21 protein-coding genes are annotated in these 19665 nt (G+C 41.9%); 8 read left to right on the plus strand and 13 right to left on the minus strand.

Going from position 1 to position 19665, the window contains the following annotated elements:
* Positions 1–148 precede the first annotated feature (148 nt).
* The gene (locus AC1DU2_RS08255; protein WP_477383682.1) at positions 149–2824 is read left to right on the plus strand and encodes a DUF7133 domain-containing protein; all 2676 of its coding nucleotides are present in this window, start codon (positions 149–151) and stop codon (positions 2822–2824) included.
* 220 nt (positions 2825–3044) lie between these two features.
* Here AC1DU2_RS08255 and AC1DU2_RS08260 read toward each other — a convergent pair whose 3' ends face one another.
* The 5 genes from AC1DU2_RS08260 to AC1DU2_RS08280 all read right to left on the minus strand — a co-directional run bounded on the left by AC1DU2_RS08260 (position 3045) and on the right by AC1DU2_RS08280 (position 8594).
* Positions 3045–4040, minus strand: coding sequence for a PDDEXK nuclease domain-containing protein (locus AC1DU2_RS08260; protein WP_477383683.1), 996 nt, complete (start codon positions 4038–4040; stop codon positions 3045–3047).
* Between the two features lie 212 nt (positions 4041–4252).
* Positions 4253–6964 (minus strand): M1 family metallopeptidase, encoded by a 2712-nt coding sequence (locus AC1DU2_RS08265; protein ID WP_477383684.1) that lies wholly within the window; start codon positions 6962–6964, stop codon positions 4253–4255.
* A 366-nt stretch (positions 6965–7330) separates the two neighbouring features.
* Positions 7331–7816 (minus strand): hypothetical protein, encoded by a 486-nt coding sequence (locus AC1DU2_RS08270; RefSeq protein ID WP_477383685.1) that lies wholly within the window; start codon positions 7814–7816, stop codon positions 7331–7333.
* Positions 7817–7968: 152 nt separating this feature from the next.
* On the minus strand, positions 7969–8127 hold the full coding sequence (locus tag AC1DU2_RS08275) for a hypothetical protein (protein WP_477383686.1): 159 nt from the start codon (positions 8125–8127) through the stop codon (positions 7969–7971).
* Between the two features lie 20 nt (positions 8128–8147).
* Positions 8148–8594, minus strand: a complete 447-nt coding sequence (locus AC1DU2_RS08280) for a DUF6934 family protein (protein WP_477383687.1) — start codon at positions 8592–8594, stop codon at positions 8148–8150.
* Between the two features lie 911 nt (positions 8595–9505).
* Between AC1DU2_RS08280 and AC1DU2_RS08285 the strand changes: the two genes are divergently transcribed.
* The 4 genes from AC1DU2_RS08285 to AC1DU2_RS08300 all read left to right on the plus strand — a co-directional run bounded on the left by AC1DU2_RS08285 (position 9506) and on the right by AC1DU2_RS08300 (position 11384).
* A complete protein-coding gene (locus tag AC1DU2_RS08285; RefSeq protein WP_477383688.1) occupies positions 9506–9724 on the plus strand; it encodes a hypothetical protein in 219 nt (72 codons plus the stop codon).
* Between the two features lie 69 nt (positions 9725–9793).
* The gene (locus tag AC1DU2_RS08290) at positions 9794–10084 is read left to right on the plus strand and encodes a helix-turn-helix domain-containing protein (protein ID WP_477383689.1); all 291 of its coding nucleotides are present in this window, start codon (positions 9794–9796) and stop codon (positions 10082–10084) included.
* Entirely contained in the window at positions 10065–10940 is an 876-nt protein-coding gene (locus AC1DU2_RS08295; protein ID WP_477383690.1) for a reverse transcriptase family protein, read from the plus strand. The genes AC1DU2_RS08290 and AC1DU2_RS08295 overlap by 20 nt, the downstream gene beginning before the upstream one ends.
* A 315-nt stretch (positions 10941–11255) precedes the next feature.
* Positions 11256–11384 (plus strand): hypothetical protein, encoded by a 129-nt coding sequence (locus AC1DU2_RS08300; protein WP_477383691.1) that lies wholly within the window; start codon positions 11256–11258, stop codon positions 11382–11384.
* A 675-nt stretch (positions 11385–12059) separates the two neighbouring features.
* Here AC1DU2_RS08300 and AC1DU2_RS08305 read toward each other — a convergent pair.
* Positions 12060–12830: a DUF2310 family Zn-ribbon-containing protein gene (locus tag AC1DU2_RS08305; protein WP_477383692.1), complete on the minus strand. Its 771-nt coding sequence runs from the start codon at positions 12828–12830 to the stop codon at positions 12060–12062.
* 364 nt (positions 12831–13194) lie between these two features.
* Here AC1DU2_RS08305 and AC1DU2_RS08310 point away from each other — a divergent pair, with 364 nt between their 5' ends.
* The 3 genes from AC1DU2_RS08310 to AC1DU2_RS08320 all read left to right on the plus strand — a co-directional run bounded on the left by AC1DU2_RS08310 (position 13195) and on the right by AC1DU2_RS08320 (position 14503).
* Positions 13195–13650, plus strand: a complete 456-nt coding sequence (locus AC1DU2_RS08310; protein ID WP_477383693.1) for an SMI1/KNR4 family protein — start codon at positions 13195–13197, stop codon at positions 13648–13650.
* Positions 13651–13851: 201 nt separating this feature from the next.
* On the plus strand, positions 13852–14295 hold the full coding sequence (locus AC1DU2_RS08315; RefSeq protein ID WP_477383694.1) for a DUF6934 family protein: 444 nt from the start codon (positions 13852–13854) through the stop codon (positions 14293–14295).
* 40 nt (positions 14296–14335) lie between these two features.
* A complete protein-coding gene (locus AC1DU2_RS08320; RefSeq protein ID WP_477383695.1) occupies positions 14336–14503 on the plus strand; it encodes a hypothetical protein in 168 nt (55 codons plus the stop codon).
* A gap of 145 nt (positions 14504–14648) precedes the next feature.
* Here AC1DU2_RS08320 and AC1DU2_RS08325 read toward each other — a convergent pair whose 3' ends face one another.
* The 7 genes from AC1DU2_RS08325 to pxpA all read right to left on the minus strand — a co-directional run bounded on the left by AC1DU2_RS08325 (position 14649) and on the right by pxpA (position 19663).
* Positions 14649–15281: a hypothetical protein gene (locus AC1DU2_RS08325; protein WP_477383696.1), complete on the minus strand. Its 633-nt coding sequence runs from the start codon at positions 15279–15281 to the stop codon at positions 14649–14651.
* Positions 15282–15485: 204 nt separating this feature from the next.
* Complete coding sequence (locus tag AC1DU2_RS08330; protein WP_477383697.1) at positions 15486–15980, minus strand: ORF6N domain-containing protein; 495 nt, start codon at positions 15978–15980, stop codon at positions 15486–15488.
* 246 nt (positions 15981–16226) lie between these two features.
* Positions 16227–16616, minus strand: coding sequence for a hypothetical protein (locus AC1DU2_RS08335; protein WP_477383698.1), 390 nt, complete (start codon positions 16614–16616; stop codon positions 16227–16229).
* A 7-nt stretch (positions 16617–16623) separates the two neighbouring features.
* Positions 16624–16809, minus strand: coding sequence for a type II toxin-antitoxin system HicA family toxin (locus AC1DU2_RS08340; RefSeq protein WP_477383699.1), 186 nt, complete (start codon positions 16807–16809; stop codon positions 16624–16626).
* 303 nt (positions 16810–17112) lie between these two features.
* Complete coding sequence (locus AC1DU2_RS08345) at positions 17113–17493, minus strand: hypothetical protein (protein WP_477383700.1); 381 nt, start codon at positions 17491–17493, stop codon at positions 17113–17115.
* A gap of 226 nt (positions 17494–17719) precedes the next feature.
* The gene (locus AC1DU2_RS08350; RefSeq protein ID WP_477383701.1) at positions 17720–18901 is read right to left on the minus strand and encodes an NRAMP family divalent metal transporter; all 1182 of its coding nucleotides are present in this window, start codon (positions 18899–18901) and stop codon (positions 17720–17722) included.
* Entirely contained in the window at positions 18902–19663 is a 762-nt protein-coding gene (gene pxpA, locus AC1DU2_RS08355; RefSeq protein WP_477383702.1) for a 5-oxoprolinase subunit PxpA, read from the minus strand.
* Positions 19664–19665 lie beyond the last annotated feature (2 nt).

Consider the following 19665-nt stretch of genomic DNA (forward strand, 5'->3'; position numbering starts at 1 on the left):
GAGTGTTTTACAACCATAAGTTTTGCCCAGTTATTGGGTTTAGCTGATCTCCGTAAAATAATTTGAAAATAATTGTACCTATACTTCAACTAAACACATAGATTTATCTTTTGATTAACCTGCTTATTCAAAACCAATTTACACACCTATGCTTAAAGTTTCCTTCAACCTTATTTTCGTCATTATCTTTTTAGGTATGCTCAGCTACTTAGTCGGCGCCATGTTTAATCCCGAACCCGGTGGGCGTAAGCCAGCATTACAACATCAAAAAAACGGAAACACTAACCCGCACCCGGATACATTGAAATGGCCTGCCGATTTAACGGTGAGCACATTTGCAGGGCCGGAACTTACACCGAGCCCGGCCTGTATTGCCGCAGCGCCAACAGGCGAGGTATTTGTTGGCGTGGATATGATAGGCTCGTTAGGTAAAACGCCCGGCAAAGGAAAAATTTTAAGGCTGGTGGATAGCGACAATGATGGCAAGCTGGATAAGCATACCGAATTTGCCGAAGTAGATGATCCGCGGGGAATCCTGGTAATGGGCGACCAGGTTTTTGTAATGCATACCGTGTTTTCAAAAGAAACCGGCAAAGCTACCGGCATGAACCTGGAAGTTTTTGAAGATAAAAACAGGGACGGTATTGCCGATGGACCAGCGAAGCCGCTTATTGAACATATCAGCAATGCGCACATGCTGGCCGAGCGGGGTACTGACCACGCGACAAACGGTATACGGATGGGTATTGATGGCTGGATTTATATTGCCGTAGGCGATTTCGGCTTTCATGACGCTACCGACAGAAGCGGCAAAAAGCTGACCATACTGGGCGGCGGCATTGTACGGGTAAGGCCAAACGGAACCGAGATGGAAATTTATACACATGGTACCCGCAACATTTATGATGTGGCCATTGATGCTTACATGAATATTTTTACAAGGGATAATACCAATGATGGTGGCGGCTGGAACATCCGTTTTTCGCACCACATCCAATCGGCCGAGTATGGATACCCGGTATTGTTCCAGCATTTTACCGATGAGATTTTACCGGCCCTGGTTGATTTGGGCGGAGGATCGGGCACGGGATCGTTGTTTATGGACGAACCTACCTGGCCAGAAAAATACAACCACGTACCCATGACCGCCGACTGGGGTCGAAGCGAACTGTATATCAACAGGGTAACCGCCGATGGCGCCAGTTTTCAACAAAAAGAAGAAGAATTTATAGCGTTACCGCAAATTACCGACCTTGACGTAGATGGCTCCGGCCGACTTTACCTTTCGGCTTGGGATGGCGCAGGCTACTCGGGCGACCCTGCCAAAGGCTACGTGGTCCGCGCCGTACCACGTAACTGGAGCTATAAAGCATTCCCCGACCTTAAGGCTGCTTCTGCTACCGAATTGGCTAACTACCTGAAATCGGCAAGCGCGGTTACCAGGCTAAACGCATCACAGGAATTGATTACCCGCCCGGCCGAAGAAGCTGGCAGGCTATCGCTGGCCGTTGCAACTGATGCTACCTTGCCACTGTATGCCCGCGTAGCCGGTGTATTTACTTATGCCCAGGCAACTGGCGAAAAAGGCGTACCGGCATTGGTGCAACTAACGCAGGACAGCAAATTAAAAGAATTCGCTTTAAGGGCGCTGGCCGACAGAAAGCAAGGCATACAAAGCGTACCGTTGGATCCATTTTTAGCCGGACTGAAAGATCCTTCCGACCGTGTGAAAGCAGCGGCTATTGTGGGCCTGGGCCGTATTGGCAGCCAGGCAGCGGCGCAGCCTTTATTGGCAACACCTGTACCCGCCAGCTTTGTAGCACCGGGCAAAAATGCGGAAGGCCCGCATGCCAAACCCAATTCGGCAATCATCCCGGCACATTTGGCGGTAAGGGCGCTTGTTAGCTTAAACGCGGTTAATGATTGTGTTAAAGCTATCGGTACGGCACACTCAACGCTGGCACTATGGGCTTTAAGGTATATGTATGATACCAAAGCGGTTGATGGTTTGATAGCATCGTACCCAACTGTTAAGGACGAAAAAACAAAAAAGCAAATACTGGTAACCCTGTCGCGCCTGTACAAAAAAGAAGCTGACTATGACGCTTCGTGGTGGTGGGGCACAAGGCCCGATTCGCACGGACCAATTTACAAGGGCGTTACCTGGGATGGCTCGGCCCGGATTGCCGGATTTTTAAAGACCGAATGGACAAAATCAACCCCGAAAGGAAAACAGTTTTTTGCCGATTTAAATGCCCGTCATCAAATGGGCATTGCAGCCTTTGGCGGCGAAGAAAAAACCGAAACCACCAAAGAAGTGAAGATAGACCTGGCAAAAATTGCTAACAAGAAAGGCCAGATAGGAAAATCATCTATTGAAGATATTATGTTGATGCTTGCGAAAATAAAGGGCGACCCTTTTAAGGGAAAAGTTCTTTTTGCCCGCCAGGGCTGTATAGCCTGCCACAGTTTAACCAGGGCCGAAAAACAGAAAGGCCCGTTTATGGGGCAGATAGGCTCGATCATGACCCGGCAACAAATTGCAGAATCTGTTCTTAAACCAAATGCATCCATTTCACAGGGATTTGCCACAGTAATGATATCGGCGAAAGGCAACAAGAGCTACATGGGCTTTATTACAGAAGAATCGGCCCGCAAAATAGTGATGAGGAATATTACCGGCGACGTTTTTACTATTAACACCGCCGACATACTGAGCCGCAAAGAGCTAAAAACATCCATGATGCCAACCGGCCTTGCCAACGCACTTTCATATGATGAATTTGCCTCCCTCGTAACTTTTCTGTCGCAGCAAAAAAATTAAGCGCGGGTTTGAGTGGTGGAGCTCTTTTATGTTGATTAAATTTATGTCCCCTCAGGGGCCTCTCCGAGAGACCCTGAGGTACCTAATCATTCTCGCATAACGCGGCTTGGGACTGCGACTGGCTTTGTATAACCGCTGGGTCCTCTTCGAGAGACCCCGCGGGAACATAAATTTACTGGTTCGTGAATCATGAACCAGTAAATTTAGGATAAGACAATAATTACCCTCTCTTTTCTATTTCCTTTTTAACTTCTTCTATTAATTGTTGTTCTGTAGGCAGATATAATCTGTACTCACTTGCAAAGATGGTTTTATTATCTTCTGGAAGAGAGATTTTCACAACGGCATTGTTCTTTTCTGCACATAGTAAAATACCGATGGTTGGATTTTCAAAATCTTTCTTTTCGAATCTGTCATAGTAATTTACGTACATCTGTAATTGGCCAATATCCTGATGGTTAAATTTTGTGGTCTTTATCTCTATAATTACAAAGCATTGCAGGAGACGATTATAAAAAACAAGGTCTATAAAAAATTCATCACCTTCAATATGCAGTCTCTTTTGCCTTGCAACAAATGCAAAACCGTTGCCCATTTCTAATAAGAAATCGTGCAAATGTGTAATGATCCCTTGCTCCAGATCTTTTTCGTAATAGGATGCTTCCCGGTGCAATCCTAAAAACTCAAGATACATTGGGTCCTTGATTATTTCTTTCGCATCAGAAGGCTGTTTTTCGCTTCGGGCTACAGCCAATACACTTTCCCTGTCGTTGCTCATTAAGAGACGTTCCCATAAACTACTGTGGATTTGTCGTTCTAATTGACGGGTTGTCCAGTTGTTTTTTATTGCTTCTGCTATGTAAAAGTCTCTTTTGTCAGTACTATCAATACGTAATAATATTTTATAATGCGTCCAGCCCAATTGCGAACGCAGTGCGTTCGCAATTGGAAATGTGCGATAAAACTGGCGAAATAATTCTATCTGTCTTTTCGAGAACCCACTACCGTATTCCGGCTCTAATTGATCAGCAATAAATTTAGTGAGGTAATTGCCATAATCTGCCCGGTCTTTCCCTTGTTGTTCTTCTTCAAAAATGCGTTGTCCTATTTGCCAATACATTAAAGTACGCTCATGATCAACCAATCTGATAGCCTTGTCTTTAGCATCATGGATAATGGCCTGTATGTCGGCTATTACAGATTGATTAATAAGCATCGTATGAAGAATTATGGTTCAATGGCAAAACTACAAAAATAGAGGATGTATTAAAGAAAACTGAATACTCCCCCCGCTGCTGTTCCAAGCATCCGACTCGAACCATTATGCCTGTAGTTTTTAACAACTGTATTATTAATCCCACCATAACCTTATCAGATGTAGTCACCCCAAAGTCGGAGAATCGCACAGTCCTAAATCCTCCTTTAAAATCAACGCTCCAATATCCCCTGCGCCCGATACAAATTATCAGTAGCCTGCAATATTTTATCCTTTAACTTAGGATTATAACCAGGATGCTGTTCCAGAAAATCGCGTACAATTTGGCAAGCTTCTTTAGTCTGATAACTGCCAAATACCGCGCCCAGCCACGATTGGGGGAAGAACACATCGCCGGTACGCTGAAGTTCTTCAACCAGGTCCAAACTTTTGGGCAGGTATTTGATGGATGTGCTTTGCCTTAAGGGGTGATTTAAATAACTTAAACCTGTGGTAACCCAGGCCTCTTTCGCCCTGTTTTTACGCTCGGCCAGGCTGTTGAAAAAGGCATCGCGTTCCTGCGCGTTTAACGAGAGGGCGGGCATCAGGAAAGCCAGCCTGTTTTTGCGTTCGGGGTTGTTTATCCGGGCTTGCTGTTGTTTTAGTACCGAAGTAACAGTATCGCTTTTCAGGGCTATGGAAAGCGCCATGCCGGTATAATCATCCTCGGCCAGTTTAACACCGGCGGGCGGTTTTTGGGTTAGCCATACCTGGTAAATACGGCTTTTTGCTTCGGCACTTAAACAGGTGTTTTGGTAAGCGCCAAACAGTATTTTCTTGTTATTCGGCGCTGTTTGCTGTTCCATGGCCTGCCATAGGGTGTGCTCCAGCTCCGTGCTTAAAATCAGCCGGTCTTTTGGCAACGTGAAGGTCCAGTATATGCTGGTAATATAGCCCGTGAGCAGGCGCAGGTTCATTTCATTTTTTTCGATACTGATGCCATGCAGGTAAAGCTTTAATAGTTCGGCCGGTTTAAAAGCACGCCCGGCCAGCATATTCTCGTACCCGTTAATATAGGCCGAAGCCCGTTGCAGCGGGCTTTCTAAATTAAACAGACTGGCCGTCATCGCCTTATCCGCCGGAAACAATCCATAGCCCATGCCATCCGCATTAAATAAAATGAATAGCGGCTTCGCCAATCCCGCAGCTGCCTTTAGTACAATTTGCCGCGCGTTCATATTCACCGGGATGGTTTTGCTGTAAGCACGATACACCAACGTGATATTAAATACCTGCGGCCATATGCGCGGCGCGCCAACTTCGGGATGCTGGCTGATGTTAAAAGTGCGGATTTTACCATCGCTGTAACTCACTTTATAATCAAACACCGGCCTGCCGGGCTGGCTTACCCAAACCTTGTTCCAGGTGTACAGGTTGGCCGTACTGTATTTGCTCAGGATAGCAATCAGTTGGGGCCAGGTAGCATTGCCGTAAGCATATTTTTTCAGGTATTCGCGGATACCTTTCTGAAAATTGGCCTTCCCCATCAGGCTTTCCAGCTGACGCATCATAATGGGGGCTTTGTGGTAAATGATATTGCCGTAAAGCGAGCCCGCATCCTGCAAATTATCCAGCTGCTGCCTAATTGGATTGGCGCCCATGGTGCGGTCAATTCCGTAAGCTGCCGGGTAATGATCCTGCAAAAATTTAAGGTTAAAAGTTTCGGCGCCCATTAGTTTTTCGGTCACCTTATCGGCCATAAAGTTGGCAAACACCTCCTTCATCCACACATCATTAAACCACTCCATGGTCACCATATCGCCAAACCACATATGCGCCGTCTCGTGCGAAATTAAATTAGACCGGGCGATGAACTGATCTTTGGTAGCCCCTTCATCCAAAAACAAGCCCGAGGCCTTGTACTGCACCTCGCCCGGGTGCTCCATGCCGCCGAACTGGAAATCGGGTATGGCCACAAAGCCCACTTTCTGAAAAGGGTAAGGTATCCCCGTCCAGTTTTCTAAAAAGCTGATGGCATCCCGGTGGGCTTTAAAAATAGAATCGACACTTAACCTGATCTGGGTTGAATCTGTTTCCCTGTGCAAAAATTCGGCATTGCGCCCGCCTATCATCTGTTTTACATCAGCATACGCCCCTGCGGTGAAAGAGAACAGGTAGGTGGGCAATTTGTCGCTGGTATTAAAAACATAATGCTTAAAGTCGCCCTCATCAGTTACATCCTTTACGCTGCCATTGGCCAACGCTTTCCATTCCTTGGGCACCCTCAGGCTTAATTTAAAAGTAGCTTTCAAATCCGGCTGATCAAAACAGGGGAAAACGGTACGGGCGCGGTCGGGCACAAATAGGGCGTACAAATAATCGTCGTTACGGTTTAACGATCCATTACCGGCCACAAAATCAATCGTGATATCATTATGCCCGGCCTTTAAATATTTAGTGGCTATAATGATATGCTCGTCCTTCGCCTCAAAAGGGATTACCGGCCCCTGGGCCAACCGCACATTTTTAATATGCTGCGCATCCTGCTTAAAATCAATTTGCAGCGGCTGGCCGGTGTTTTTTAAATTAAATGCGATATGCGCCACACCGGCAATATCATCAGCCCGTTTCAACGGCACCAAAAACGACAGCTCATATTCCACATTACTGATTACCGAATGCCTGTACTGCGCCAACCCGTACGATACCCCCGTTTCAACAGGTACAGGTTTAACCCGCTGCTGTGCATATACCACAACATTTAAGCTCAACAAAAACAGTATCAGTTTACATAATTTCATATGGTCGGTTGTTTTGAGTTTTGGGTTCTGAGTGTTGAGTCGAAAGCCCCCCGCTGTCCAACTCTCCAGACTTCTAACCACAATGCCCGTTTCTCCGGCTACAGGATTATTATCGCTTTTGCCCAATAGTTTTATTGTATTCATTTAGCAATTGCCGATCTACAGATTTGTCATTCAACAGTCGCAGAATATAGGCATAATGGTTCAAACTCGGAGAATCGGACAGCGAAGAATTTTTACCTTTCGCCTTTAACCTTTTATCTTTCACCTCTTGTCTCATATCTCAAATCTAATATCTCATATCTAAACCGGGCGTTCCCGCTGGTAGAAGCGGGCCGGGCTAAACGCATACGCGCACATGGCATTAGGCGCGAGGCCGGTATCCGCTAATATCCCTAACGCGGAGGTGGGGGAATTGTGGGATTGGGGGTTTATTAAAGCATCGTGATTTGCATGCGGGGCACACGCGACACGCGTGCACCAGCTTCGGAGAGCTTTTTTATTCACGGTTCACACCGTAGTGAATGTATTTATTTGATTTCTTTCAAATATTGAAGAATACGACAGCGAATCCATATCAAAACTTTGATATGATTCAAGAAAAAATCCTAATTCTATCCGATAATTAAAACTGTTTGGGAGGTATTTGTAACTATCATACCTAATTATTTCCATCCCGTCAAAATCAAAATAACCCCCTCTTTCGTGATATTCGTTCCCGAAAATTTGCTGGTGTAGAGATATGAGGACTTTAGTAGATTGGAGTATTAAACTTTCGACATGCTCTTTAAATTCCTTTACCACCAATTTTATAAACTCCCAATTTATAGTAGTCTCTTCACCACTATCATCTCTGAATATTTCTTCACTGAAAGTGATTTGGTGTTTTGACTTGTCTATTTCGATTGATGTAAACCATTCATTCCGCGGATAATTGGTTTGATGACCAACAAATTGATTGAATTCTATTTCGATATTGTCAATTAGCAGTTTCATAAAAATTTGTTATTGCCATAAATAGTACCCAGCGCCGGAGTCGAACCGTCGCGGTTTAGGCCGCTGACTAATTCTGCAACTTTCACAGCGCAGTGCTTTTTATTGCATAAAAAAAGCCGGCAAGCCAGCTTTCAAAATTATTTTAGTTTTAATTATTTTGCATATTTTTCCGGTACAGGGAACTTCGCAAGTGTTTCACGCGCCTGTTCTGTCTTTTTTATCACATTCGGCGAATTGCTGTAATCTTTAACTTTAGCATTTTCAGCGTTCGACGTGTTTTTTTCAGCTATGTAATGTGTATTTCGTGCCATATCTACACAAATATAAATTTTTATTTTCTGTTTGCCAAGAATGCTTTATAGTTAACATTTTTTTGAAATTGCTCCCACCCATTAGGCCCCAATCCTTTAATTTCAAATTCCTTGTTAATTTCCTCCAGATTTCTGGTGATACCCATTTGGTAAAGCCGTGTCCTTGATGCACTGCTACCTTCTGCGTAAATGAGGTGATTCCCGTTGATATCGCAAAAATCATGAATCGAACTGGCAACGGTGGCCAAAACCTTATCTCTATCCTGGTTATTACTTGTTATAGCATCATCAATATCACCGGTTTGTTCATTAACATCTCCAAATGCAAGATTGTAAATCAAAAAAGGCTTTGACACAGCTTCACTAAAAATGATCATTTTTCTGATCTTTCCGTTAGGGCCGTCGCTATAAAACTCATAATTGGTAAAGTTATCGTTAGGTGTGTAATCGTATTTAGGCAGGTTCATAATTAAAGAATACCAAATCTATAAATAAATAGTAAGAATAACTATCGGTCAACTTAACTTGATAAATACTACACCACTGTTGCATTTTCCGGCACGAGCCATTATGCTTATAGTTTCTTAACTACAGGATTATTACCGGCTTTGCACGATTGTTTTATTGTGTTCGTTTAGCAATTGCCGATCTATAACCTTATCATTCTACAGCCGCAGAATATAGGCATATTGGTTCGAAATCCGAGAATCGGACATCGAAGAATTTTTACCCTTCGCCTTTAACCTTTTACCTTTCACCTCTTGTTTTAAGTCTCAAATCTAATATCTCCTATCTAACCAGGGCGTTCCCGCTGGTAGAAGCGGGCCGGGCTAAACGCATACGCGCACAAGGCATTAGGCGCGAGGCCGGTATCCGCTAATATCCCTAACGCGAAGGTGGGGAAATTGTGGGGTTGCGGCTTTACAATGAGATTGTGATTTGCATACGGGGCACACGCAGCACGGGTACGCCAGCTTTGGGAAGTTATTGGCTTCGATCCATCATAAAACTAACTCATTGATTATTAACATATTAAAATTTTTTAGATTTTTATTTATTAACTGACAGTAATATTATATATCTTTGGACATAGTTCTTTGAAACATGTTTTGATACCAATCTCTGAATGGAGTCCAATTGAAAGTCTGAAAAGGCAACCCTAACGGGTAATTTTGCAGATGCTGAATTCGATCGTGATGCGCCCTGTCGTTGACCGATTGAATCTTTATCCGTAGATGTTAGCTTAGTTTTTATTTAAGCAGAATTTTAAGTGAGTGTAGTGAGAACACAAACTACGCATTCAGTGAAAACGTACCAACCACTCATATTTGACATTATTGAAAAAGCAGACAATAGTGTCAAATAAAAATGTAATAATATGAGTAGGTTAAAACAAAATCAAAACATTGATAGCGTTATTCAACTTGTTGAAGCTATCACCCAGAACCAGTGTTCTCCTTCGGATGGTGACAGAGATGTCCTAACTGAGGTGTTGGAAAGACTTAGGATTCTTAAACGGAAAAAAGGTAAGACAAATAAACAAATTCAAGCAGAGCTTGAGAAAATAACCACCTTGCTGATTATATACTTCGTTTGAAAACACCCTTTGAAATGCCAATGTCGAAATTAGATCCGAGCACTCCTTAAATTTTTTTAACTACTCAAAATGGATTTAGGAAGCATAATTAAAAAGATCAGAAAACAGAAAGGTCAAACCCAAGATGAGTTTGCTGCTGTTTGTGGTATTACTCAAACTTACCTTTCGCAGATCGAAAACAACTCAAAAGAGCCTAATTTGTCAACGCTAAAAAACATAAGCGAAGGACTTGATGTTCCATTGCCTATTTTATTTTTCTTATCGTTGAATGAAGATGATGTCCAGGCCGCCAAGCGTAAAGACTTTGAACTGATAGCACCATCGGTAAAGAATCTTATCAATGAATGCTTCGAAATATAAAGTTAACGAACTGAAAAAGCTTGGAGCCTCTATCGGCTTCACTCCTCAACGTATATTAAAAACGCTGAACGAACTTGACATTTATTATAGGGAGTGGATCGAGATAAAAGAGAACAAAGAAACAGGTATTCCAAAAACTTACATGGATGGAACGATAAAATCCAGGACAATCCGTGCTTCACTTCGTGAACTGAAAGCAATTCAAAAAAGGATAAAAGATAAAATCATTACACCAATAAAATTGCCTGAACAGGTGCATGGTGGAGTAAAAACAAAAAGTAACATTACTAATGCCAAAGCACATCAAGGCAATGATTTCGTATTTACTACAGATTTACAAGCATTTTATCCTAACGTAACGTCAGATCAGGTTTATCGTACTTTCATAGGGCTTGGTTTTTCCACCCATATTTCGCACTATCTAACTAAATTGACTACATTGAAATATGAACTGCCTCAAGGTACGCCTACAAGCGGCCACATTGCCAATCTTGTATTCATGGAGACAGACCTGAAACTGATTGGCCTTTGCAGCAAACACAAGATCACCTATACCAGGTTTGTTGATGATTTGACTTTTTCTTCGACAAAAAGCTTCAAGCATTTACATCAGAGAATTCTTAATATAGTTAAGGGGGAAGCCAATACCTTCAAAATTAGCTATAGAAAAACAAGCTATAGACGAGAACAAAATATAACCGGCATTGATGTTTTTAAAGACCGAATTGACGCGCCAAAGAGAATCATTGAAAAAGCTGAGGCAGAAGTCTCCATGAATACAGATCGTAAGCCGTATTCGATTTATCTCAATAATATAAGGAAGACAAATACAGGTAAAAATAGGGCCAGATCCTAAGGCTTAAAAGTTCATTTACTTTCCGCCCTTGTTGGTGTTGTAGCCAACAAGCCAAAGTTAATCGATTAAGAAAGTATTTAGTGAGAAGCTAAAGCCGTGTGCATGCCGAAATTTGTTTGTGACAACACTAATAAAGTGCAAGAAGTTAAGAAAATGACTCTTTCGCATTGATAACAGTGACTGTGTGTAAGTCCTATTGTTAAAGTGAAAAGTGTTAAGTGTTAACAACTCTGGCTATTGTTAAAAAGTAAATAAATAAATAGCTAAAAAAATTAGTAAATTTATAATGTAGACAAAACAACTACATATTATAAAATGCCGAATTCAAAACAAACATCTAAAAAGGTAGCATCAATTGCTTCCAAAATTTTAAGTAATTCTAAATCAACTAAAGCAGAGAAAAGCGTTGCTGCATCAGATTTGGCACAGACGAAAAAGAAATAGTCTTATCAAAATTGGTCTATGAAATTTATTGAAATCCTTTGACTGCCCCTTATGAAAAAGAGGGGCTTTATTATTCAGCTTATGATCGGTATTTTCACCGCACCATCTTCTTAAATGATCTTGTTTTCTGAAAAAGACCATTGACTGTTGGGAAATAAGGGATCGCTTCAATACATAAACTTCGGTCTGATGTGGTAAAAACAACGACCAGAAGCCGAACATTCGAAATTGCTTGTATCCCCTCCTTGGCGCAAGTCTTGTGTTGTGGACATTGAGCGATGGCGGACTTGTGACTTTCTTAGTCTGAAAGTTTTGCCTCTATGAAGTGTCTCGTCCTAAAAAAGTTCCCCATATCACAAGTCAGCCACCCACATCCAAACGCACAAGACTTGCGCTAAAATTGGGGTTTACAGAATACCTGAATTATTAAAAAACCGTTGATAGATTAATCAACTTTTTTATTCACGGTTCACCCCCCGCTGCCGCAAGCGTCCCCGGCTTGTGGCCCGCATGCTAAGTATACGCCCTGTTTCAACCCGCAAAATGCGCTTGGTGGCAAGTTGAGGTCAACAAGAATAAAACCCCGCTGTTCGATTCCTCCGGACTTCGAATTGGCATAACAGAAGTCTCCGACTTCGGTTAGCGGAGTTTATTTTGTGCCAATGCCGGGGATAGTTAACTCCTACTTGTTAATGTGCTAACTAATTGGCATTTTTCACATTTAAAATCGTAGAAATCCAGCCACTTCTTACCCTGGAACCACTCTCCGTTACACGATGGACATTTTCTTGATTTATCTCTCAGGGCTGAAATATTCCGATAATTGAAAAGGTAATAATAAGTTGGCACTCCTGTTGTTTTTGATATTCTATTACAAATATCCCGGCCGAATTGCGAAAGCTGAGATTTAGCGTCGGACATTTGTTTTATTGCCCATTTTTCTCCAACGTTACAACCCATATTAAGGCTATCACAGGATACATAATCTCCTTCCCAGGATTCAATATCAGTACGATCTTTATCTGTTAACTCTTTTATTTGATAGATAGGAACCGGTCGCCCGCAAATACCACAATCAATAGGCGAACTTTCATTTGAATAGGTAGTAAAAAGAATATAAGACTCACGATGATCGCAAGCACAGATATCTTTATAAAATGGAATGTGTTGTCCAACAACTTCGGTATTCAATTTAGAATTACATCCAGCCTCTAAATTTTTAATTCGAAGATTGACCCACTCATCATTATATTGTGTATCCAGCGAGTTTAACGCTAATGTGGTTTGGTAGGAAATTATTTCGTTCCCGGTAAAGTAAGGAGATTCAATCCCTCCCATAATTTGACCTGTTCGACAAAGGCTTTCCATCAGAATCATAAATTCATCAAATAGTTCCTCTTTATCAACATCGGAATTTATGGTTATCGCTATCTTTTGCTTGTACATTAACTTGGTAAAGGTTTTAAAATCTAAAGTACAATATTCTAACTGAAAAGAGCCTTCAAATTTTTATCTAAAGGCTCTTAAAAAGTTTTTTGAATACTAACCGGCTTTTTCGAATACAGTCTTCCCCCCTCCTTGGCGCAAGTCTTGTGGGTTTGGATGTGGGTGGCTGACTTGTGATATCCGGAACTTTTTTTGGACGAGACACTTCATAGAAGCAAAACTTTCAGACTAAGAAAGTCACAAGTCCGCCATCGCTCAATGTCCACAACACAAGACTGCGCTAAAATCGGGGAAGTATTGGGAACATCGAGCTAATGAAATAAAAAAAATCTATCGAAGTAATAATGTTTAATTTTAGCGGAAAATGGAAAGTTACGAGTCAATAGTTCAATTAATTGATAAAAACAGAGAATTTGTAAATTTCGCTGATTTTGGTGATGGGACATCTGATTTTTGGGTTAATAAGGCGCAGGAGCGTTTAACTGTCGATTTTGCGCCGTCATATGTTTGGTGGTTAAAAAGTTATGGCGGCGGTGAGATATTGGGTGAAGAAATATTCAGTGTGTATGAGATGGATTTTGATCAGGTTATCGGAGGTGATGTTGTTTATGTAAATGAACTAAATAGAAGAAATAAAATCACTGACCCGACACAATTACTCATACAAGTAACTGACAGGGCGGAGTTTTTTTATTTTGATTTACACCATGCTGATAATAATGGGGAATATCCAGTATGTCGAATGTTTGCAGGAGAACATACTAAATATGCTGACGATTTTTTAGAATTTCTTACTAAACGAATACAAGATAAATACTAGAGTGCCACTCGGCTACAGCAAGCATCCCTTCGCTGCCGCAAGCGTCCCCGGCTTGTGGCCCGCATGCTAAGTATACGCCCTGTTTCAACCTGCAAAGGGCGCATCGCTGTAAGTCGGATCATCAAAAATAGAAGGTAAATACTACCAGCATAAAAGCAGAAATTATTAAGTTTGGGCTACCTGTATTACAGTATTTAATTAATGAATTTAGAACGCTATCCTTATTTCGCAACAAACGACTACCATGACTATTCCTTTTACAGCGAGGGGCCTAAAGGTGAGGTTAAAAAAACCGTTGTATACTCAAAAATCCATGATGATCCTATCACTTATAATTTAGCGTTCGGAGATGATCATCCTATTACCGGTACCATTGACGACAAGGCTATAACTAATAATCAAGACAGGGACCTCATTCTTGCAACGGTAGCTAATACCATTAATGATTTTAGCGACAGATATGGCAATCACTATATTTACGCCACAGGAAGTACCCCATCCAGAACAAGGCTTTATCAAATGGGCATTTCAAGTCTTTGGAAAGAACTTAGCATAAACTTTGACGTGTATGGTTATAAAGATGGCGACTGGCACCCGTTTCGGCAGAATATAAATTATGAAGCGTTTTTGGTGAAAAGGAAATAAAGCATTAAATTTGATTATAAGAATAAGGAAAGGAATTATTATGCCTTCAGTTAAAAAAACAACGGTTACAGAAAAAGGATACGGTAAGCCCATTGTGAGCGACGATGTTAGGAGCCATGCCAATGATCCTTTTGTTTTGGATCAAGTTGCAAAAGCCAAAGAATTTTTACGCAAGCACCCCCTGCCAGATCATTTAAGAAAGAAATAAGCATCAATAAAAATGATAAAGAAACGAGGTTGGCTCAGAAAGGCCAACCTCGTTTTTTGTAGCGCAAGTTTCACCTTATCATTCGATAGTCGGAGACTATCGGCATAGTCATCCGAAGTCGGAGAATCGGACTGCGGAGGAATCGCTATAGTTTTGAAAACATATTGGAGGTGCCTCGTTTGTTAGATCGCCCTAACCTTAAATGCTTGCTGTCAAACTTAAAAGGGATGAATGGCCTAATGCTATTAACATAATTCCAAAATTCTTGATTCGGTTCGGTAAAAGGGAAGCACAAACTTGCACTAACACAACTATTCCTTGTGAGCCATATTAAAAAACTCGAAACATACTGTTGATTTGGCAGTTCATTTTTTGTAAGTGGATCAGTTAATTTAAAGTCATAGGATATTATCAATTCAATTGGGCCAAGGTTATATTTTGGTAAAGGTTGTTCATTTATCAAATAATCCAAAACTCGTGACAAATCCTTATTAGTTAATTCCCATTCGGTTTTAGTTTGTTTCGAAGGTATATTTGCCGGATATAAATAACCAATAGGTTCAGTTTTCCCCGTCCCAAAAACCTTCTTTACTTTTTTTAATATCTCATCTGCCAATTCAGGTTGTTCACCATGTTCTTCATCTGCGGTGTAACCAGTCATAGAAATACTTTGCGGGTTTTCAATATCGGCAGTAGTACAAGTTGTCAAGAAGTGTTCTACATTTTTCCAAACCTTTTCTATTTTTCCTCCGATGAGTGCTTGTGTAACTCTGCTCATTGGTAATTTGTAAATAATGTAAGGGCGCTGGGCTACCATATTGCTTAATTGAAATTCTAAGTTACAAAAGTACTTTAGATTTCACCTGAATGGTCATCCGAAGTCGGAGAATCGGACGGCGGATATATCCTTTACTTTTGCCCGGCGTTGGGCCAAATCGTTATAGTGGTGAATAAGAAATGACGCCCACTTCGCTTTTAACAGTTACAGATCATCCGATTTATACCCTATTCTTTTGCGTGGTTTTGGTTCTTCTTTTTTCTCTAACAGCTCGTCCAGGTATCGGAATACAACTTCCATATTCTTGTCGTGGTTATCAAGTTTGGTTTTTATTTTTTCTATTTCGAGGCGCAACTCGGTATTATCCATAAACATTTGGCGGATGCGTGTAAATATTCGCATCACTTGTATATTAACTTGAATAGCTTGTTTGCTGTTTAATACGCTGGAAAGCATTAACACACCATGCTCTGTAAAAACATACGGCAGTTTCCTCCTGCCTCCCCGTTTTGATGTCGCAATTTGCGACATCAAACTTTCAAATTCTTTGTCGCTTAACCTAAACATAAAATCTTCGGGAAACCTATCAATATTCCTGGCGACCTGCTCATTCAATCGTCTTGTTTCAACACCATACAATTCCGCTAAATCACTATCAAGCATAACCTTTTGATCCCTGATATAAAAGATCTTGTTCATTATAATTTCGTCAGGTATGATTAATTTCTCCGGCATAATAGAGCTGATTTTTACGTTTTATAATTATTAATTGTAGTTATTACTTGAAGTCGCAAATTGCGACATCAAGTCGTCGATTGATTTAGTCATTAGCAAATTTTGGCTAAGCAAGGCCGTGTTCTCCCGTTGTTCGAAGAGACTGCGGACAGCGGGCGGTGTACCAAATATCAGTTGTTTAAAGATTGACAGCAAATCACAACCAATAGGTCACGAAAATTCTATGGCCGATAATTCTCTACCGAGGCTCTTAACACCATTTAATATTCTTTGCGTTTGCAAAGGCGAAGGCTTTTTTACACCAGTGATATACTGCGTTAATAACGACCGGTTTATTTTTAACCGGCTGGCCAATTGTGTGGTGTTGATCACTTTGTAATACTCAAAAAAACTTGCCAGATCGATAACTAAATTGATGCGGCTTTCGTCGACTGTTTTTTTCTTTTTATAATCGAGCGTAAGGTTTAATGCATCTAATATATTGGTCTTCAATTCTGTCAGCGTATCCCCGTCGGTGTATATTATGCTGCCGTCTGTCATTTCATGAAAAGCAGTGTACCCATCACTCGTTTTCTCTACTTTAAAATCAAATTTTTTCATTTTTACTCTATTTAAGTCCGGCTTGCTTTAAAATACTGTTTGCGGTGCCGGTTTTCATTTCTTTACTACCATGATAAGGAAATGTGATGGTGTAAATAAAATCGGTATGGGCGGGTATTTTATGGCTGCCGGTTTGCCTAACTTCGTACCAGCCGGCTTTTTTTAGTTTTGCTAATAGTTCGTTCGACTTCAATAGTTCAGGTTTGTTTTGCTTAAACAAAAGTAACAAAAAAGATACTTTTTTTGCAAGTGAAAAGTATCGTTTTTGTTACCCCTGCTGTTCGATTTCTCCGACGTCGAACCACAACGCCTGTTTCTCTGACTACAGGATTATTACCGCCTTTGCCAATATATTTATTGGTTCATTTGAGCAATTGCCCATCCATCACCTTATCATTCAATAGTCATAGACTATTGGCATAGTCATCCGAAGTCGGAGAATCGGATAGCGGAGTTAAATGTGTTAAATATTGTCAACCGAAAGTTCAAATCACTTCTATTCAGATATGATTTTTAACTTGACTTCAGAATTATCTGGGTTTAACCAAAAACATAAATCTTTATCAATTAAAGAAATATTATAGGCATCTGGTTTAAAGGGTCTTATGACCATATTATTGTACTCCCTAAAGCTTGATTTCCCAATAAAAAAATAATAGAATTTATTATTTACCGTTTTTTCTCTTATGACTAATCTGTTTAAAATTTTCTCTCCTGTAGTATCTACCTGGTAAATGAGATAATATTTACCTTCCTTTTTTGCGATATATGGCGATATTGAAAATCTAACTTGATGTAACGCCATAATCGGTACATCTTTTTTATAAATCGAACAACTTACCAATAAAAACAGCTGTAATAATATTATTTTCCTCATAATTACCTATTTTAATTTAGGATAATGCCCACGCATCTATCGGATTTCCTTCAGTTCCCGATAGTTTATTATATTCATATTTAGCAATTCCCGACCTATACCTTATCATTCGATAGCCGGAGACTATCAGCATAATCATCCGTTTGAGTCTTAAGTCGAAAGTCTCCAGTAGAAAGTCAAAAAAATCTGACTCTGACCATTCACTCACTTACTCACCACTCACCACTCACCACCCCAACATCTGCCCTATCGCCCCAATGCTCATCCAGGTCATGGTGCCAACTACCAGCACGCCTAAAATGGTAAGCCATAAAGGTTGCTTGTATGTTGCGATGATTTTTGACCGGTAAGCCRCAACCAGCATTACGCCCAGGGCAACGGGCAATATAAAACCGTTGATGGCTCCTACTATCAATAGTATTTTCACCGGCTTGCCTATCGCCAAAAATATACAGCAGGAGATCACAATGAAGCTAATAATAATCTCGCGGTTCCATTTCAATATCAGCGGACTAAAACTCCTGATAAACGAAACCGAAGTATACGCCGAGCCCACTACCGAAGAGATCCCGGCCGCCCAGATGATAACCCCAAACAGCTTATAACCAACCTGCCCCGCAGCCAGTTGAAATATAGAGGCCGCCGGATTGGTCGGGTCGAGCTTGCCGCCGGCAGTTATGACCCCCAAAGCAGCTATAAACAACAACAACCGCATCAGCGATGCCAACCCAATGGCGCTTAAGGCCCCCCGGTTAACCACCGGCAAATTTTGCTGACCGGTGATTTTTGCATCAAGCAGGCGGTGTGCCCCGGCAAAGGTAATGTAGCCGCCAACAGTACCGCCAACAATAGTTAGTACCGCGGTAAAGCTAAACTGCGTGGGATTTACCGCCCTTATGGCCGCCTGGGCCAGTGGCGGGTTGCTGATGTAGGCAACGTATAAGGCCAGCGCTATTTTAAGGCAACCCATGCATTTGGCAAACAAATCCATCGCCTTACCCGATTCTTTATATATAAATATACCGATGGCTACAATGGCGCTCATGACTGCCCCCTGCCCAACACTTACCCCAAACAGCACATTGAGGCCCAACCCCGCCCCCGCAATATTGCCTATATTGAACGCCATACCACCCAAAAACACCAGCAACGAAATAAAATAACCCAAGCCGGGCAAAAGCTGGTTGGCAATATCTTGTGCAGGTTTACCGGCAACGGTAATAATGCGCCAGATGTTTAATTGGGCAATAGCATCCAGTACCACCGAAAGCAATAGCACAAAACCAAAGCTGGCGCCCAGCTGCGCGGTAAATACAGCGGTTTGTGTTAAAAACCCCGGCCCGATAGCCGATGATGCCATCAGGAAGGCGGCGCCCATCAAAACACTCCAATTGCGCTGTTTTTTCATTTATTGCGCCGGTGCTTTAATGCTTATGCCTTCGGCTTTCAGTTTCTCGTTTATCTTTTTAGCAAATTCAACGGCATGCGCGCCATCGCCGTGCAGACATAGCGTTTCGGCTTTAAGGCTGATGGTTTTATTATTGGCCGATATCACTTGCTGTTGCTTAACCATCATCAGCACCTGGCTGATAGATTGCTGCTCGTCGGTAATCAGCGCGTTGCTCTGGGTACGCGGGGTAAGCGAGCCGTCGTCCTGGTAAGTACGGTCGGCAAATACTTCGGATGCGGTTGTCAAACCCAGTTTTTTCGCCCAGGTGATCATTTCGCTATTGGCCAGCCCGTATAATATCAATGAGGAATCAAAATCGTGCACGGCCTCGGCAATAGCCTTAGCCAAATTAACATCCTTAGCCGCCATATTGTACAATGCCCCATGTGCCTTTACGTGATGAAGCTTGCCGTAAGCAGCTTTAACAAAGCCCGATAGGGCGCCAACCTGGTACAGGGTCATCTGGTAGGCTTCATTTGCCGATATTTTCATTTCGCGCCTGCCAAAGCCCTGCAAATCGGGCAGGCCGGGGTGCGCGCCAATGGCCACGCCTTTTTTCACCGCCATGCCAACAGTATGCTGCATTACTTCGGGGTCGCCCGCGTGAAACCCGCAGGCTATATTGGCCGATGTGATGTAGTCCATCAGGGTATCATCATTAGGCATGGGGTAGTTGCCAAATGCCTCACCCATATCGCAGTTCAGGTCTATGCTTTGCATGG

Source organism: Mucilaginibacter sp. P4_C11 (genome assembly GCF_056402115.1).

What these genes read in the sequence shown, in the direction of transcription:
- AC1DU2_RS08255 (WP_477383682.1), top strand. Translation starts at nt 149, where the DNA reads ATGCTTAAAGTTTCCTTCAACCTTATTTTCGTCATTATCTTTTTAGGT.
- AC1DU2_RS08260 (WP_477383683.1), bottom strand. Translation starts at nt 4,040, where the DNA reads ATGCTTATTAATCAATCTGTAATAGCCGACATACAGGCCATTATCCAT.
- AC1DU2_RS08265 (WP_477383684.1), bottom strand. Translation starts at nt 6,964, where the DNA reads ATGAATACAATAAAACTATTGGGCAAAAGCGATAATAATCCTGTAGCC.
- AC1DU2_RS08270 (WP_477383685.1), bottom strand. Translation starts at nt 7,816, where the DNA reads ATGAAACTGCTAATTGACAATATCGAAATAGAATTCAATCAATTTGTT.
- AC1DU2_RS08275 (WP_477383686.1), bottom strand. Translation starts at nt 8,127, where the DNA reads ATGGCACGAAATACACATTACATAGCTGAAAAAAACACGTCGAACGCT.
- AC1DU2_RS08280 (WP_477383687.1), bottom strand. Translation starts at nt 8,594, where the DNA reads ATGAACCTGCCTAAATACGATTACACACCTAACGATAACTTTACCAAT.
- AC1DU2_RS08285 (WP_477383688.1), top strand. Translation starts at nt 9,506, where the DNA reads ATGAGTAGGTTAAAACAAAATCAAAACATTGATAGCGTTATTCAACTT.
- AC1DU2_RS08290 (WP_477383689.1), top strand. Translation starts at nt 9,794, where the DNA reads ATGGATTTAGGAAGCATAATTAAAAAGATCAGAAAACAGAAAGGTCAA.
- AC1DU2_RS08295 (WP_477383690.1), top strand. Translation starts at nt 10,065, where the DNA reads ATGAATGCTTCGAAATATAAAGTTAACGAACTGAAAAAGCTTGGAGCC.
- AC1DU2_RS08300 (WP_477383691.1), top strand. Translation starts at nt 11,256, where the DNA reads ATGCCGAATTCAAAACAAACATCTAAAAAGGTAGCATCAATTGCTTCC.
- AC1DU2_RS08305 (WP_477383692.1), bottom strand. Translation starts at nt 12,830, where the DNA reads ATGTACAAGCAAAAGATAGCGATAACCATAAATTCCGATGTTGATAAA.
- AC1DU2_RS08310 (WP_477383693.1), top strand. Translation starts at nt 13,195, where the DNA reads ATGGAAAGTTACGAGTCAATAGTTCAATTAATTGATAAAAACAGAGAA.
- AC1DU2_RS08315 (WP_477383694.1), top strand. Translation starts at nt 13,852, where the DNA reads ATGAATTTAGAACGCTATCCTTATTTCGCAACAAACGACTACCATGAC.
- AC1DU2_RS08320 (WP_477383695.1), top strand. Translation starts at nt 14,336, where the DNA reads ATGCCTTCAGTTAAAAAAACAACGGTTACAGAAAAAGGATACGGTAAG.
- AC1DU2_RS08325 (WP_477383696.1), bottom strand. Translation starts at nt 15,281, where the DNA reads ATGAGCAGAGTTACACAAGCACTCATCGGAGGAAAAATAGAAAAGGTT.
- AC1DU2_RS08330 (WP_477383697.1), bottom strand. Translation starts at nt 15,980, where the DNA reads ATGAACAAGATCTTTTATATCAGGGATCAAAAGGTTATGCTTGATAGT.
- AC1DU2_RS08335 (WP_477383698.1), bottom strand. Translation starts at nt 16,616, where the DNA reads ATGAAAAAATTTGATTTTAAAGTAGAGAAAACGAGTGATGGGTACACT.
- AC1DU2_RS08345 (WP_477383700.1), bottom strand. Translation starts at nt 17,493, where the DNA reads ATGAGGAAAATAATATTATTACAGCTGTTTTTATTGGTAAGTTGTTCG.
- pxpA (WP_477383702.1), bottom strand. Translation starts at nt 19,663, where the DNA reads ATGCAAAGCATAGACCTGAACTGCGATATGGGTGAGGCATTTGGCAAC.